General features: G+C 53.6%; 9 protein-coding genes. 8 read left to right on the top strand and 1 reads right to left on the bottom strand.

The features are described from left to right. Positions 1–7: 7 nt before the first annotated feature. The 4 genes from BMY63_RS10640 (at position 8) to BMY63_RS10625 (ending at position 7,974) form a co-directional block, all read left to right on the top strand. Entirely contained in the window at positions 8–1,861 is a 1,854-nt protein-coding gene (locus BMY63_RS10640) for a DUF4954 family protein (RefSeq protein ID WP_091916627.1), read from the top strand. Between the two features lie 67 nt (positions 1,862–1,928). After that, positions 1,929–4,832, top strand: coding sequence for a M16 family metallopeptidase (locus BMY63_RS10635; RefSeq protein ID WP_091916625.1), 2,904 nt, complete (start codon positions 1,929–1,931; stop codon positions 4,830–4,832). Between the two features lie 33 nt (positions 4,833–4,865). Further along, positions 4,866–6,515 carry a fumarate hydratase gene (locus tag BMY63_RS10630; protein WP_091916623.1) on the top strand — a complete coding sequence of 550 codons (1,650 nt, stop codon included), beginning with the start codon at positions 4,866–4,868 and terminating at the stop codon, positions 6,513–6,515. Positions 6,516–6,519: 4 nt separating this feature from the next. Beyond that, positions 6,520–7,974, top strand: a complete 1,455-nt coding sequence (locus tag BMY63_RS10625) for a M6 family metalloprotease domain-containing protein (protein ID WP_091916621.1) — start codon at positions 6,520–6,522, stop codon at positions 7,972–7,974. A gap of 34 nt (positions 7,975–8,008) precedes the next feature. Here BMY63_RS10625 and clpB read toward each other — a convergent pair whose 3' ends face one another. Further along, the gene (clpB, locus tag BMY63_RS10620) at positions 8,009–10,516 is read right to left on the bottom strand and encodes an ATP-dependent chaperone ClpB (RefSeq protein ID WP_091916619.1); all 2,508 of its coding nucleotides are present in this window, start codon (positions 10,514–10,516) and stop codon (positions 8,009–8,011) included. Between the two features lie 437 nt (positions 10,517–10,953). Between clpB and BMY63_RS10610 the strand changes: the two genes are divergently transcribed. The 4 genes from BMY63_RS10610 (at position 10,954) to BMY63_RS10595 (ending at position 16,750) form a co-directional block, all read left to right on the top strand. Continuing rightward, on the top strand, positions 10,954–11,547 hold the full coding sequence (locus BMY63_RS10610) for a TetR/AcrR family transcriptional regulator (RefSeq protein ID WP_091901119.1): 594 nt from the start codon (positions 10,954–10,956) through the stop codon (positions 11,545–11,547). 41 nt (positions 11,548–11,588) lie between these two features. Continuing rightward, complete coding sequence (locus BMY63_RS10605; RefSeq protein WP_091916615.1) at positions 11,589–12,566, top strand: Acg family FMN-binding oxidoreductase; 978 nt, start codon at positions 11,589–11,591, stop codon at positions 12,564–12,566. Between the two features lie 107 nt (positions 12,567–12,673). Further along, entirely contained in the window at positions 12,674–15,115 is a 2,442-nt protein-coding gene (locus tag BMY63_RS10600) for a TonB-dependent receptor (protein WP_256219003.1), read from the top strand. Positions 15,116–15,205: 90 nt separating this feature from the next. Next, positions 15,206–16,750, top strand: a complete 1,545-nt coding sequence (locus BMY63_RS10595) for a carboxylesterase/lipase family protein (RefSeq protein ID WP_256219002.1) — start codon at positions 15,206–15,208, stop codon at positions 16,748–16,750. Position 16,751: the final 1 nt, after the last annotated feature.

Here is a 16,751-nt window from a genome sequence, read left to right as displayed (position 1 = left end):
AGTATTTATGAGTGACTACAGACAACTCACGCCATCAGAGATTGAGGTGCTGGAGAATAATGTCTGCTGGGCGGAGGACTGGCAGAAGGTGAAGGTGCATGAGAATTTTAAGCCGTATAATTTCCATCGTGTCGTATTCTATGGCGATATCCGTCTGGGAGAGTTCAACAAACAGGTGGAGGTGAGCAAAGGCTTCTTCAAGCATTCTGGTATTAATGACGCGACCTTGAGAAACGTCACCGTCGGTAATGATTGTCTGATAGAGAAAGTCGGAAATTATATCAACAACTATACGATAGGCAATGACTGCTATCTCTCGAATATCTGTACGCTGGAGACGACAGACGACGCTACCTATGGTGAAGGTAGCATCATCAGTGTGCTGAATGAGATGGGCGACGGAAACGTGACGCTCTTCAGAGAACTGAACAGTCAGATGGCCGCCTTCATGGTGAAATACAACACCGACAAGGAACTGAAGCGTATTCTCGAACAGATGATCGAGGATGAGTTGCGCGTGTCAAGACCTGAGCGCGGATTTATCGGCAATAACGTGAAGATCATCAATGCCAAGGATATCACGAACACCATCATCAAGGGCGACTGTGAGATCAGTGGGGCTGCACGACTGAGTGAGTGTACGGTGATGAGCTCGACGGATGCGCCTGTGTTTATCGGCACGGGTGTGATATGTGAGAACTCGATCATATGCGACGGCTGTTCCATCAATAATTCCGTGAAGATGCAGGATTGCTTCGTGGGAGAAGCCTGTCAGATAACCAACGGGTTCACGGCCGAGGCCAGTCTCTTCTTCGCCAACTCGTTCATGGCCAACGGTGAGGCCTGTGCTGCCTTCTGTGGCCCGTTCTCGGCCTCACATCATAAGAGCTCACTGCTTATTGGCGGCGAGTTCTCTTTCTATAATGCCGGCTCAAACACCAACTTCTCGAACCATGCCTATAAGATGGGACCGATGCACTGGGGAACACTGGAGCGCGGTACGAAGACGGCTTCCGGAGCCTATATCCTGATGCCTGCCACCATCGGCGCTTTCTCCGTCTGCTTCGGCAAGCTGATGCACCATCCCGACACCCGTAACCTGCCGTTCTCTTATCTGATAGCCTATGGCGACCAGATGGTGCTGGTGCCAGGACGTAACATCACAACAGTCGGTCTGTATCGTGATATCAAGAAATGGCCGAAGCGAGATAAGCGCTCGAAGCTGTCGCGTAAGAGTATCATCAACTTCGACTGGCTATCGCCTTTCACTGTGGGAGAGATTATGCAAGGTATCAAGATCCTGGAAGACTTGCGTCACGCCTCGGGTGAGAATGTGTCGAGCTATAACTTCCATGAGTATGTAATCAATGCCTCGTCCCTGCGTAAAGGACTAAAGTACTATGACATCGCATTGCGTATCTATATGGGTGCCGTCCTGAAGCGTGCCCAGAAAGAAGGTTATATAGGGAAGCCCGTTAGTAGTATCGGCAAGGGCAAATGGGTGGATCTGAGCGGTCTGCTGATGCCTGAGAGTGAGGAACAGCGTCTGATCAGTGATATCAAGGGAGGTGTCTTTGACAATATCCAACAGGTGCTCGACCGCTTTGCTGATATCCATAACAGTTACCGCGACTATCGTTGGGCATGGAGCTATCAGATGATTCTTGACTATTACCATCTGGACGAACTCGACGAGGCTGCCTGTGAGCGGATCCGCGAGGATTATGTGAAAGCCCGTCGTACATGGATTGCCGAGATCCGTAAGGATGCGGAGAAGGAATATGCCATGGGTGATGTGGAGCAGGAGGTGTATGAGGATTTCCTCGAGAAACTCGATCATGAGGTGGATTATGAGAATTGAAGAATTGAAGGATTGAAGAATTGAAAGATTGAAGAACTTAATTGAATATACAATTTACAATTACACAATGAGAACTAAATTATTATTGACAGTATGTGGCCTGTTGCTTGGAATGAGTGTTCAGGCCAAAGACTACAAGTACGCCACGGTTGATGGCGACTTGATGAAAACGCGTATCTATACACTTGATAACGGTCTGAAGGTGTATCTCTCCGTCAACAAGGAGAAGCCCCGTATCCAGACCTATATCGCCGTGCGTACAGGTTCGAAGAACGACCCTTCAGAGACAACGGGCTTGGCTCACTATCTGGAGCATCTGATGTTCAAGGGTACTAAGCAGTTCGGTACCAATAACTATGCTGCTGAAGCTCCTCTGCTCGACGAGATCGAACAGCGTTATGAGACTTATCGCAAGCTCACCGATCCCGAGGCCCGTAAGCAGGCCTATCATGAGATCGACTCTATTTCTCAGGTTGCTGCCCAGTATTTCATCCCCAATGAGTATGACAAACTGATGGCGGCCATCGGTGCTGAGGGGTGTAATGCCTATACCTCGGACGATGTCACCTGCTATATGGAGGATATCCCGTCGAACGCGATTGAGAACTGGGCAAAGATTCAGGCCGACCGTTTCCAGAATATGGTAATACGTGGTTTCCATACAGAGCTGGAGGCCGTGTATGAGGAGTTTAATATCAGTCTGACTAACGACTGGCGCAAGCTTCAGGCCGCGATGAACAAGATGCTGGCTCCTACGCACCCCTATGGTCTTCAGACCACTATCGGATCGCAGGAGCACCTGAAGAACCCCTCGATCACGAATATCAAGAACTATTTCAACAAGTGGTATCGTCCCAATAATGTGGCCATCTGTATGGCTGGCGATCTGGATCCCGAGAAGACCATCGCCATCATCGACCAGTACTTCTCAAGTTGGCAACCAGGCGACGATGTGCGCCAGCCTGTGTTCCCCAAACAGCCTGTATTCACCCAACCCAGGGATACAACCGTCGTTGGTCAAGAAGCCGAGCAGATCTGGATGGGCTGGCAGGCCAAGCAGGCCAACTCCTTACAGGCCGACACCCTCGAGCTGATGGAGGATGTACTAAATAATGGTCGTGCGGGACTCTTCGATCTGAACCTGGTACAGAAGATGAAGCTACAGAAAGCCAACGGAACGTGTCAGTTGGACCATGACCTGGGTGAATTTATGGTGATGGGAACACCCAAGGAAGGTCAGAGTCTCGACGAGGTGAAGGCGCTCTTGCTCGCTGAGATCGACAAGCTGAAGAAGGGTGACTTCCCAGACAACCTCCTGCCCAGTATCATCAATAACAAGAAACGTAGATACTACCAGAGTCTGGAGCGCAACGAGGTGAGAGCTGATATGTTTGTGGATGCTTTCATCAATGAGATAGACTGGAAGGATGAGGTCGGCAAACTGGATCGTATCTCCAGAATCACGAAGCAGGAGATCGTTGATTTCGCCAACCAGTTCTTCACAGATGGTTATGCCGTGGTGTACAAGCGTCAGGGCGTCGACTCTCTGCAGAAGAAGATCGATAAGCCTGCCATTACACCTATCCAGGCTAACCGCGACATGAAGAGTGCCTTCGTACAGGCTATCCAGGACTCGGAGGTGGAGCCTATCCACCCCCGCTTCGTGGACTTTGAGAAGGATCTCACTGTCGCTAAGACAAAGAAAGGACTCCCTCTATACTATGTGGCGAACAATACCAACGGTCTGTTCGAACTCTTCTTCCGCTACGATTTCGGAAAGAGCGCAGACAACCGTTATAGCGTTGCCGCAGATTACCTCGACCTCCTGGGTACAGAGAAACTGAGTGCCACTGAGGTGCGCCAGAAGTTCTATGAGCTGGCCTGCGATATGGATGTGAGCGTAGGTGCCGATGCGACGTATGTTTATCTTTATGGTCTGAACGAGAACATGCAGCCAGCCCTTGAGTTGCTCGAGGACCTGATGAGTAACGCCAAGGTCGACAAGGAGGCTTATGAGGCTATGGTGAAGAAGGTGCTGAAGAATCGTGAGGATGCCAAGAAGAACCAAACAGGTTGTTTCAACCATCTTCTGGCCTATGGAATATATGGTGTGCGCAGTTCTCTCAGTGATGTGCTGACCGAGAAGCAGTTGAAAGAGACTGATCCTCAGGTGTTCGTCGATCTGCTGAAGAACCTCAGCAACTATGAGCATACCGCCAACTACTACGGTCCGCTGAGCGTGGATAAGATCTCGGCTCTTGTTGACAAGTACCACAAGACGGCTAAGAAACTCCAGGCTGTGCCTCAGAACAACTACTACGTGAAGCAGGAGGCCAACCAGAACGAGGTTTGGATAGCTCCCTTCGATGCCAAGAATATCTACATGCGTGCATACCATAATGAGAACCGCGACTGGCATGTCGATGAGGCTGCCGTGATGTCGTTGTTCAACGAGTATCTGGGTGGTGGTATGAATGGTCTCGTGTTCCAGGAGATGCGTGAGGCCCGTGGACTGGCCTACAATGCTGGTGCCATATATTACCAACCTAACAGAAAGGGTGAGACGGAGTCGTTCTTTACGCATATCGTCACCCAGAACGATAAGATGATGGACTGCATCAACCACTTCAAGGAGATCTTTGACGAGATGCCGGCCAGCGAGAACGCCTTCAATATTGCGAAGGAGGGTCTCACGAAACAGCTCGCCAGTCTGCGTATCACGAAGGAGAATATCATCTACCATTGGTATGCCATGAAGAACCTGGGATTCGACTTCGATTTCAACAAGAAGATCTATGAGAATCTGCAGAAGGTGACGCTTCAGGATATCGTGGACTATGAGAAGGCTAACGTGGCCAACAAACCGCTCCGTTACCTGATCCTGGGCGATGAGAAGGAGCTTGATATGGAAGCGCTGGAAAAAATCGGTCCTATCCGCCGCCTCACGATAGAAGAGATATTTGGATATTGATATATGAATAAGAGACATTAAACAAATACTAGTATGGCAAAAGCAGTTGAATTTAAGTATGCCCCGATGTTTCAGGTGGGCAAGGACAACACAGAGTACAGGTTGCTCTCCAAGGAAGGTGTGAGCACCGCAGAATTTGAGGGAAAGGAGATCGTGAAGGTCTCTAAGGAAGCCCTGACATTGTTGGCTCAGCAGGCATTCCACGATGTGGAGTTCATGCTGCGTCGCGAGCATAACGAACAGGTGGCCAAGATTCTCACCGATCCCGAGGCCTCGGAGAATGATAAGTATGTAGCCCTGCAGTTCCTTCGTAATGCAGAGGTGGCCTGCAAGGGCATCCTGCCTTTCTGTCAGGACACGGGTACCGCCATCATCCATGGTGAGAAGGGTCAGCAGGTCTGGACTGGTTTTGAGGATGAGGAAGCCCTCTCGCTGGGTGTCTTCAATACCTTCACGCAGGACAATCTGCGCTACTCGCAGAATGCGCCGCTGAACATGTACGACGAGGTGAACACCCGTTGTAACCTCCCTGCCCAGATTGATATCGAGGCTACTGAGGGTGCAGAGTATAAGTTCGTGATGGTGGCCAAGGGTGGTGGATCGGCCAACAAGACCTATTTCTATCCCATGACCAAGGCAACCATCCAGAACGAGGGTACGCTCATCCCCTTCCTCGTGGAGAAGATGAAATCACTGGGAACAGCCGCATGTCCTCCTTATCACATCGCCTTCGTGATTGGTGGAACCTCAGCAGAGAAGAACCTGCTCACAGTGAAGCTCGCCAGCATCAAGTACTACGACGGTCTGCCTACCACAGGCGATGAGACTGGTCGTGCTTTCCGCGATGTCGACCTCGAGCAGAAACTCATCAAGGAGGCTCAGAAGATCGGACTCGGTGCCCAGTTCGGTGGTAAGTATCTCGCTCACGATATCCGTGTGATCCGTCTGCCGCGTCATGGTGCCTCTTGTCCTATCGGCATGGGTGTCAGCTGCTCGGCCGACAGAAACATCAAGGCGAAGATCAATCGCGATGGTATCTGGCTGGAGAAGATGGACGCGAACCCCACGGAACTGATTCCTGAGGAGCTCCGTAAGCCGGGTGAGGGCGGAAAGGGTATCGAGATCGACCTCAACGAGGGTATCGATGCCGTACGTGCAGAGCTGAGCAAGTATCCTGTCTCTACGCGTGTAAACCTGAAGGGTACCATCATCGTGGCCCGTGATATCGCTCATGCCAAGCTGAAGGCTCGTCTGGATGCTGGTGAGGGCATGCCCGATTACTTCAAGAAATATCCTGTGCTCTATGCAGGACCAGCAAAGACACCAGAGGGCTACCCCTGTGGTTCGATGGGTCCCACCACGGCCAACCGTATGGATCCTTATGTGGATGAGTTCCAGGCTAATGGTGCCTCACTCGTGATGATTGCCAAGGGTAACCGTTCCGATGTGGTGACCGAGGCTTGTAAGAAGCATGGTGGTTTCTACCTGGGCACCATCGGTGGTGTGGCTGCCGTTCTCTCTCAGTCGAGCATCAAGAGCATCGAGTGCGTAGAGTATCCCGAGTTGGGTATGGAGGCTGTATGGAAGATTGAGGTTGAGGACTTCCCCGCATTCATCCTTGTCGATGATAAGGGTAACGACTTCTTCAAGACTCTGAAGCCTTGGACACCATGTGCCAAGTAAAGAAATGAAGAGAAGACTTCTGACGATAGGCGCTCTTGTGCTGCTAGTGGCTTTGGCTTCCAGCGCACAAGAGCGCTTGTGCTTCGAGCGTGTTCCTTGTGTCCATGGTGAGGGCATGGCGCAGCGTGCCACCACGCGCGGTCTGCCTCCTTTCTATCAGGACTGGAACCCCTTGCGCGTCTATCGTCAGGCTGTCATCCTCGTGCAGTATGCCGATATGGCATTCAGCATGAGCGATCCCAAGACCTACTACCACGAGTTGCTCAATGTGTCGAGTAGCAACACACGTGGTGGGGTGGGATGTGCCGCCGACTATTTCCGCGACCAGTCCAGAGGACAGTTCAACGCTCAGTTCGATGTCATTGGTCCTGTGAAGGTGAGTCATTCTGCTCAGAATATTCGTTCCTATGCCGAGGATGCCTGTAGGGAGGCCCTGAAGAAGGCCGTCGACTCGCTCCATGTTGACTTCTCGCCATACGACTGGGACGGCGATAACTCGATAGAGCAGATCGCCTTCATCATGTCGGGCTATGGTGCTAATGGTGGAGGTAGTGCCTTCTCCAAATATGTATGGCCTAACACCACCTTGCTTTCTAATGAGAAGGTCACAGAGAAACTGAACGTCAGACAGTTCAGTATCAGTGCCGAGATGTGGTTCAACGGTCATCCCTGTGGCATCGGCACTTTCTGTCACGAGTATTCCCATTGTCTGGGACTGCCGGATATCTATCCTACCAGCGGGGACGATTTCTCGCAGGTCGACGAGTGGGATCTCATGGATGGAGGAAACTACACCGCCTGGGGCTGGTGCCCACCCAACTATTCCGCCCTCGAGCGGAGTCTCCTGGGATGGCTCACATTCGAAGAGATCACAGGACCTATGACGGTCGCCGACCTGAAGCCGGTGGATCGTGGGGGCAAGGCCTATAAGATAGTGAAGCAGGGCGATGAGTTCTATGTGCTTGAGAACCGTCAGCAGAGTGGGTGGGACTCGTACCTCCCAGGCAAGGGCCTTCTCATCGCACACGTGTATTTCGACCAGAATGCGTGGAGGTATAATACCGTGAACGCATATACGCCCAAGCGGTATGATCTCTTACATGCCGATGGGATGGACTATGAGGCATGGGAACTCTATGTGAAGGCCAAAGGACTGACGGCGTATGTCGATACCGAGAAGCGCCTCTGTCGTCGTCATCTCAGTACGTCGCCCTATCCCTTGCTCACAGATACCCTCGAGGTGCACGAGTGTGCCGATCTGCCATTGCCGCTCACCAATATCCAACTGTCTGCTGATGGCAGGATATCCTTCGAGGTCGTCACGACGGGGATGAACCTTGCCCCCGTGCTCTCCCAAGGAGAGGGAGACTGGTACGACCTCCAAGGGCGTCGCCTCCAAGGTCGACCTCAGCGACGAGGCATATACATCCATAAAGGCAAAAAAGAAAGCATCCGCTGATGGCGAATGCTTTTCTTTTTGCTTCTTACCTTTTTCAGTTTCTGAAGACCAGTCCTTCTCCGAACTCATCGATGACGATAGGCTTGGTACGATCCACCTCATCGGCAAGCAACTTCTTCGACAGGTCGTTGAGCACGTACTGCTGGATAGCACGCTTCACAGGACGAGCCCCATAGTCGGGATCGTAACCCTGCTCAGCCAGGTAGTTGATGGCCTGTGGTGTGCACTCGAGGGTAATGCCCTGAGGAGCCAGCATATCCGTCACCTTCTTCATCTGCAGGCGTACCACGTCGGCAATCTGCTCCTTGGTGAGCGGTGTGAAGGTGATGATCTCGTCGATACGGTTCAGGAACTCAGGGCGCATGGTGGCTCTGAGCTGCTCTCGCGTGGCGTTCGACGTCATGATGATGATGGTGTTCTTGAAGTTGGCGGTGCGCCCCTTGTTGTCCGTCAGTCGTCCGTCGTCGAGCACCTGCAGCAGGATGTTGAACACATCCGGATGAGCCTTCTCGATCTCGTCGAACAGCACCACGGAGTAAGGCTTACGGCGCACGGCCTCTGTCAGCTGACCGCCCTCATCGTAGCCTACGTATCCCGGAGGTGCGCCAATCAGTCGGCTCACGCTGTACTTCTCCTGATACTCGCTCATGTCGATACGGGTCATCATCGTCTCGTCATTGAACAGATAGTCGGCCAGTGTCTTGGCGAGTTCTGTCTTACCCACACCAGTGGTGCCGAGGAAGATAAAGCTGGCGATAGGACGCTTGGGATCCTGCAATCCCGCACGACTACGGCGCACGGCATCCGAGACAGCCGTGATCGCCTCCTCCTGACCAATCACACGCTTATGGAGCTCCTCTTCGAGATGGAGCAGTTTCTCGCGCTCACTCTGCATCATACGCGTCACGGGGATACCTGTCCAACGGCTCACAACCTCGGCGATATCGTCGGCCGTCACCTCCTCACGCACCAGTGAGTCACCGTTCTGTGCTGAGGCCAGCTGTGTCTGGATGGCCTTGATATCGTCTTCGAGGCCCTTGAGCTTCGAGTAGCGGATCTCTGCCACCTTACCATAGTCGCCCTCGCGCTCGGCACGCTCGGCCTCCAGCTTCAGGTTCTCCATCTCCTGTTTATCCTGTTGAATCTTGTTGATGAGCTGTCGCTCACCCTCCCACTTGGCACGGAACTGTGTCTCCTGTTCGCGCAGTTCGGCAATATCCTTATCCAGTTGGGCAATCTTAGGCTCGTCACCCTCGCGCTTGATGGCCTCACGCTCAATCTCGAGCTGAGCCAGGCGACGGGTGATCTCGTCGAGCTCCTCAGGCACGCTGTCGCGCTCCATGCGCAGTTTGGCGGCAGCCTCGTCCATCAGGTCGATGGCCTTGTCGGGCAGGAATCGCTCACTGATATAACGCTCAGAGAGTTGTACGGCCGCGATACAGGCATCATCCTGTATACGTACCTTGTGATGGTTCTCATAGCGCTCCTTCAGACCACGCAGGATAGAGATGGCCGAGAGCTCATCAGGCTCATCCACCATCACCGTCTGGAATCGGCGCTCAAGTGCCTTGTCCTTCTCGAAGTACTTCTGATATTCGTTCAGGGTGGTGGCACCGATGGCACGCAGTTCGCCACGGGCCAGGGCAGGCTTCAGGATGTTGGCGGCATCCATCGCACCCTCACCACCGCCGGCACCTACCAGCGTGTGGATCTCATCAATAAACAAGATGATGCGCCCTTCGGCCTTGGTTACCTCGTTGATTACGCTCTTCAGACGTTCCTCAAACTCACCCTTGTACTTCGCGCCAGCCACCAGCGCACCCATGTCGAGCGAGTAGAGCTGCTTGTCCTTCAGGTTCTCTGGCACGTCGCCACGCACGATACGGCCAGCCAGTCCTTCCACGATGGCCGTTTTACCTGTACCAGGCTCACCGATCAGAATCGGGTTGTTCTTCGTACGTCTTGACAGGATCTGCAGCACACGACGGATCTCGTCGTCTCGTCCGATGACGGGGTCCAGCTTACCCTGACGGGCCAGGTCCACCAGGTTCTTGGCGTACTTCTCCAGACTCTGGTAGTTATCATCCGCCGATTGCGACTGCACCTTCTGACCTTGGCGCAGTTCCTGGATGGCTTTCGTCATCTCCTTCTCCGTGCACCCAGCATCCTTCATGATGCGTGCGGCTGTGGAGCTCACACTCAGCAGTGCCAACAGGATCGGTTCTACGCTCACGAACTCGTCACCGCCTTTCTGGGCCGTCTCCTGTGCGCGCACGAGTACCTTATTACTATCATTAGAGAGATACGGTTGTCCGCCCTGCACCTTCGGCAGGTGTTTGATCTCCTGCTCTGTGAGCATCTCGATCTGTTGGGCGTTCACACCGAGTTTCTGGAAGATGAAGTTCGTCACGTCCTTCGCCTTCTCCAATATACCCTTGAGGATATGTACAGGTTCGATGACCTGCTGACCGTTCATCTGGGCAGTGTTTACTGCCTGCTGAACAGCCTCTTGTGCTTTGATTGTAAATTTGTCGAGTGTCATATTTACCTCCTTTTTATTGTTTTATCTTATATTGTTTGTCATTACGTTATGGGCCCTTCGATAGGCTTTGTCCCTTCGACAGGCTCAGGGACCGCCCTGGGGGTAGGGGACGCGGTTCTCCCTTCGACAGGCTCAGGGACCGCGATGGGGGGGACAGGCTCAGGGACCGCCTGGGGGACCGCTTGTCGATAGATAACCTTCAAGACTTGTGCCGAGAAACAATTGCCGACAAATTGTCGCAATCTTCTGCCGAATTGTCGGCTGTACCTCCTTGCCACTCAGCTTCCCAGACCCCATGTTCCCGATAGCGCCCTTTCGGTATCAAAACCGTTAACGAACAGTAAATAATTGCCGTTTTCTTGCCGTTTTCTTGCGTGTTACCAAGAAGTAACATACCTTTGCAGTTACCAAGTGGTAACATATAACTATTTTGCATGATGAAAGACAGAGAAATAACAGAACAGAAGATCCTTGATGCCGTAGGCAGCATGATCATGGCAGACGGTTTCGAGTCGTTGGGCATCAATGCCGTGGCGCAGAAGGCAGGCGTGTCGAAGATGCTGATATACCGCTATTTCGGTGGTATGGACCAGTTGATCGCCAAGTATATCCTGCAGCACGACTATTGGGTGAACACCGAACTGCCCCTTCACGACATCTCAGGGGTGGGGGCGTGCCTGAAGCAGATGTTCCATGAGCAGATAGCGACGCTGCGCAGCGATATGGTACTGAAACGACTGCACCGCTGGGAGCTGACGGCCGACAACGAGGTGGTGAACCTGCTTAGGGACCGTAGGGAGACCAACGGCTGCGAACTGGTTCGTGTGGTCAGCCGCCTCACCAAGTCGCCTGTTGCCGAGGTGGCGGCCATGGCCACCCTGCTCTCAGCGGCCATCAGCTACCTGACGCTGATCGAGGAGCAGAACAAAGTGTACAACGGCATCGACCTCTGCAGCGACGACGGCTGGCAACAGTTGTCGGCAGGTATTGATCAGATTATAGATTTATGGGTAAACAATAAACAACAATGAAAAAACAATTATTATTTTTAGCAGTCATGATGACAAGTGTAATGAATCCAGCGAAAGCGCAGAACGAAGACTATCTCTTTATGATAGAACACGCCATTAAGGCCCCCTCAGGGCATAACACCCAACCGTGGAAGTTCAAGATCAACGATCATAGTATCGACATCTATCCCGACTATGGTAAGGCACTGCCAGTGGTCGACCCCGACAACCGTGAGCTCTTCGTCAGTCTGGGCTGTGCCACGGAGAACCTCTGCGTCGCCGCCAGTGTCAAGGGCTATCGCTCAGAGGTGAGTGTCGCCGACGACGGCGTGATTCATATCAACCTGCAGCGTGATACCACCATCACGCCATCACCGTTGTTCCCGCAGATCGTGCTGCGACAGACGAACAGGACGGTGTATGATGGCACCATCATCCCTTCCGACAGCGTCAGTACCTTGCAGACACTCAAGAAAGAGCCCTCTGTGGATGTTCGTTTCTTCAGGAACGGTAGTCATGAGTTCAACATGATAGCCGACCTGATTTTCGCCGGCAACAGTCGGCAGATGGACGACAAGCAGTTCCTGACTGAGCTGAAATACTGGATGCGCTACAACAAGAGACACTCCGACGACACGCAAGACGGACTGAGCTATGCGGTGTTCGGTGCTCCCAACCTGCCCCGTTTCATCTCGCAACCCGTCATGGGTATGTTCCTCAATGCCAAACAGCAGAACAAGGGCGACAGGAAGAAGGTGGCCTCCGCGTCGCATCTGGTCCTGTTTACGACGGCCGACAACACCATCCCCCAGTGGGTGGCCTTGGGCCGGACGCTCGAGCGCTATCTGCTCAGGATGACAGCCATGAACATCGCCATCGGCTACATGAACCAGCCCAACGAGGTGAAGGACCTGGCTCTCACCATGACCACCGCCCTCGGCCTCGGCTCTCAGTATCCCACGGTACTCATCCGTGTGGGTTATGGCAAGCGGACACCCTACTCGCAGCGTCGCCCTGTCGAGAGCGTGCTTCTGCCGTAAATCCCGGCATCATCATGAAATCCATATAAATGAGGATTGGATAATCCGCCGAATTATAGTACTTTTGCAACGCGTTAGAAAAAACACAACCAATGATTAGTAGTAATATGATGAATAGAAAACTATTTCTCTGTGGTCTTCTCACTGTGACGGTCCTGAGTGCTCAGGCCGAGGTCGTCGAAGAACTCACAGACTCTTCTCGTGTGGTCGACCTCGACGAGGTCGTCATTGTATCCCAACCCAAGGAACAGGTGCGCCTGCGCCTGCAGCCCCTCAGTTCAAACGTGTTTGGTGCCGAACAGCTCCAGCAGCTCCACGTCAACGATCTGTCACAACTCTCACAGTATGTGCCATCGTTCGTGATGCCGGCGTATGGCTCGCGCCTCACCTCGTCGATGTATATCCGTGGTATCGGCTCGCGTATCAACAACCCTGCCGTGGGCGTGTATTACGACAACATCCCCCTCATGTCGAAGGCCGCGTTCAACAACCACTTCTATATGCTCGACCGTGTGGATATCCTGCGTGGTCCTCAGGGCTCGCTCTATGGACAGAACACCGAGGGCGGTCTGGTGCGTATCTACTCCAAGAACCCCATGAGTTATCAGGGTACGGATATCAGACTCGGCCTCGGCACGGGCCTGTATGGCAATGTCGAGGTGGCTCATTACCACCGTCCCAGCGACAAGCTCGCCTTCTCCGTGGCAGGCTTCTACAGTGGTCTGAAGGGCTTTGTCAACAACCAGAACTTCGACCAGAAGAACGACCTCACCGACGAGGCTGGTGGCAAGCTTCGTCTGATCTTCGCTCCCAACCAGAGAACAAAGATCGACTGGACGGCCGATTACCAGTACGTCAACCAGAACGGCTTCGGCTATGGTGAGCTCAACCTCGTCGACAACAAGGTGGCAGACCCAGCCACCACCATCATGAACGGCTACAAGCGTAATATGCTGACCACGGGCATGAGCTTCAGTCGCGATATGGGCGACCTGCTCTTCACCTCGACCTCCAGCTACCAGTTCCTGCAGGATCTCATGCTGATGGACCAGGACTATATGACGCCCGACTTCCTGCGCCTTGAGCAGCGTCAGAGGATGAACGCCCTCACACAAGAGTACGTCATCCGCTCACACAATCGCAGTCGTTGGCAGCACACCACAGGTCTCTTCGTATCCCATCAGTGTCTCAAAACCAACGCCCCCGTCTATTTCGGCGATGCCATCACGCAGCCTATCAGCAATGCCATCACCAACGCCATGCGTGGTGCCATGCAGGGCTCTATGTACCCCCGTATGTATCAGCAGATGCTCGAGCAGATGATGGCACAGGGCATGCCCGAGGCCGTGGCTGTCCAGCGAGCCGAGGCGGCAGCCCAGGCTGCTGTCCAGAAGGCTATCGAGGGTGTCTCGATGAGTGCCGAGATGGCCGTCCCCGAGACGTTCAAGACTTCCTCCAGGAACTTTGCCGCCTTCCACGAGTCGAATCTCCTCCTGGGCGACCGCCTCAAGCTCACCCTTGGTCTCCGTTTCAATGTCGACAAGGTGAAGATCGAGTACGATGCCCTTGCCTATATGAACATGACAGGCGGCACCGCCGAGCGTCAGGCCACCTATCACCTCACCTCACACGTGGTGGACAGTCGTCGGAAGACCTACACCCAGCTGCTGCCTAAGTTCGCCCTCACCTATAGTCTCGACGACCATATCGGCAATATCTATGCCCTAGTGTCGAAAGGCTATCGCGCTGGCGGCTACAATATCCAGATGTTCAGCGATGTGCTCCAGACCGAGCTCAATGCCCATCAGCAGGATGCCATGCGTGGCGACTACGATGTGGCACATACGGCAGCCGACTATGACGCCATCGAGAATACCATCTCTTACAAGCCCGAGACGTCGTGGAACTACGAGATCGGTACCCACCTGAACCTCTTTGGTGGCAGCACCCATTTCGATCTCGCCCTGTATTACATGCAGATCTGCAACCAGCAGTTGTCCGTCATGGTGCCAGGCTCAAACTACGGTCGTGTCATGGTCAACGCGGGTAAGAGCCACTCCTGCGGCATCGAGGCCACCCTGCGTGGACGTGCCTTCGCCAATACCCTCGACTGGGGCCTTACCTATGCCTTCACCAACGCCAAGTTCGATGAATATATCGACGACATGACGCCTAAAGGCATTCATACGATGGATCGATCATATATTTATGATTACTCTGACAACTACGTGCCCTTCGTACCCCAGCACACCGCCAGTGCCATGCTCGACTGGCATATCGGACCACTCACCCTTGGTGCCAACATGAACGGTCAGGGTAAGATCTGGTGGGACGAGGCCAACACCTATAGTCAGAAGTTCTATGCCCTCATGGGCGCCCATGCCGACTACGACTTCGGTCCTGTGGTCGTCAGCCTCTGGGGTCGTAACATCACAAACACACATTATAATACATTTGCTATCTCTTCGAGCGCAGCTGGCGGTCTTCACCACTTCGCTCAAAAGGCTAACCCCATCCAGGTCGGCATCGACATCAACATCCATCTGTGAAATAATCTTAAAAATCACCACTTCGGGGTTAGTTTACATGAGTCTCGTCTGTCTAATAGATAAACGAGACTTTTTTTATTGTTTATAGATATGAAGATAAAGCTATTCATTGCAGTATGCGGACTGTTGGGCGCGATGACCCTGCAAGCCCAGCCGCTACTGAAGACCCATGTTGAGACAGGCGATCTAGAGGGCGTGCTCGAAGGCGACCTCGCAGTTTACAAAGCCATTCCCTTTGCGGCACCTCCCGTAGGCGAGCTGCGCTGGAAGGCTCCACAACCCGCCAAGCCCTGGCAGGGCGTGCTGAAGGCCGAGGCTGTGGCCAAGTGGCCCCCGCAGCCCGAGCGAGGCGATGTGAACTACGACATGATGAGCGAGGACTGCCTCTACCTCAGTGTCGTCACCCCCGCCAAGACAGTCGATGAGGCCCTGCCCGTGATGGTCTTTATCCATGGTGGCGGTTTTCAGACCGAGCACTATGGTGCAGAACTCTGGCAGAGTCTGGCCCGTCGTGGTGTTGTCACCGTAGCCATCGAGTTTCGATCCGGCGCCCTCGGCTTCCTGGCTCATCCCGAGCTCTCGAAGGAGTCGCCCAATGGTCTTTCTGGCAACTACGGCATTCTCGACCAGATCTTTGCCCTGCAGTGGATCCAGCGTAACATCAAGAACTTCGGCGGCGACCCCTCGAAGGTCACCATCTTCGGTGAGTCGGCAGGTGGCATGTGCTGTAACATCCTCTGTGCCTCACCCCTTGCCAAGGGCCTTTTCCGTGCCTGTATCGCCCAGAGCGGTACCTTCTTCTCACCCACAGGGGCTGTTCCCCGTCAGCAGGCCGAGATGATGGGTGCGATGTTCCAGAATCAGTTGGGCAAGAAATCGATCGCCGAGATGCGAGAGATGGACACCAAGTCGCTCACAGGCACGGGCGTCAACTTCCAGGCCTGTACACCTATCTTCGACGGTTATGTGCTCACAGCCGAGCTCTACGATCTCTACCAGCGTGGCGAGTATGCCGATGTGCCCGTGATCGTCATGTACAACAGCGACGAGGGTGCCGTTGCCACCGATAGCATCACCGTCGATGAGTATAAGGCGCAGCTTACCGGTGTTCCCGAGCAGTATGTGGACAGCATTTTCTCCATCTACTATCCTGCCGAGAACAATGAGCAGGCGCTCTTCGCCTTCCGCGACCTGATACGTGACCTTAATTTCGGTGCTCCCACGGATCTGTGGGCTAAGCTGCAGACAGAGACAGGAAAGAGTCCCGTCTATTACGCCTACCTTGCCCAGAAGTCCGACCGTACCGTCTATGCCAAGGGCAACCGCCGTGGTGCCGCCCATGCCGATGATTTCCTCTACCTGAGAGGTGCTTTCGACAAGGAAGCAGAGAAGTACCCCGCCGAGAAGAAAGTGTCCGACATCATGCAGCAGTACTGGGTGAACTTCGCCACCAACCTCAACCCCAACGGTGACGGTCTGCCCCAGTGGCCAGCCTTCACGCTCGACCCCACAGCGAAGAGCGTCATGCAGTTCAATAATGGTGCCACCCTCGTCCCCGTTCCCAACCAGGAGAATATCGCTTTCTTTGAGCGTTTCTTCGATTGGATACGCAGTCAGCGAACCATCAAACCGTAAT

It is taken from the genome of Prevotella aff. ruminicola Tc2-24, assembly GCF_900110895.1.
Taxonomy (GTDB): domain Bacteria; phylum Bacteroidota; class Bacteroidia; order Bacteroidales; family Bacteroidaceae; genus Prevotella.
The sequence above is the reverse complement of the archived record's forward strand: the minus strand, read 5'-3'. Positions and strand labels throughout refer to the sequence as shown.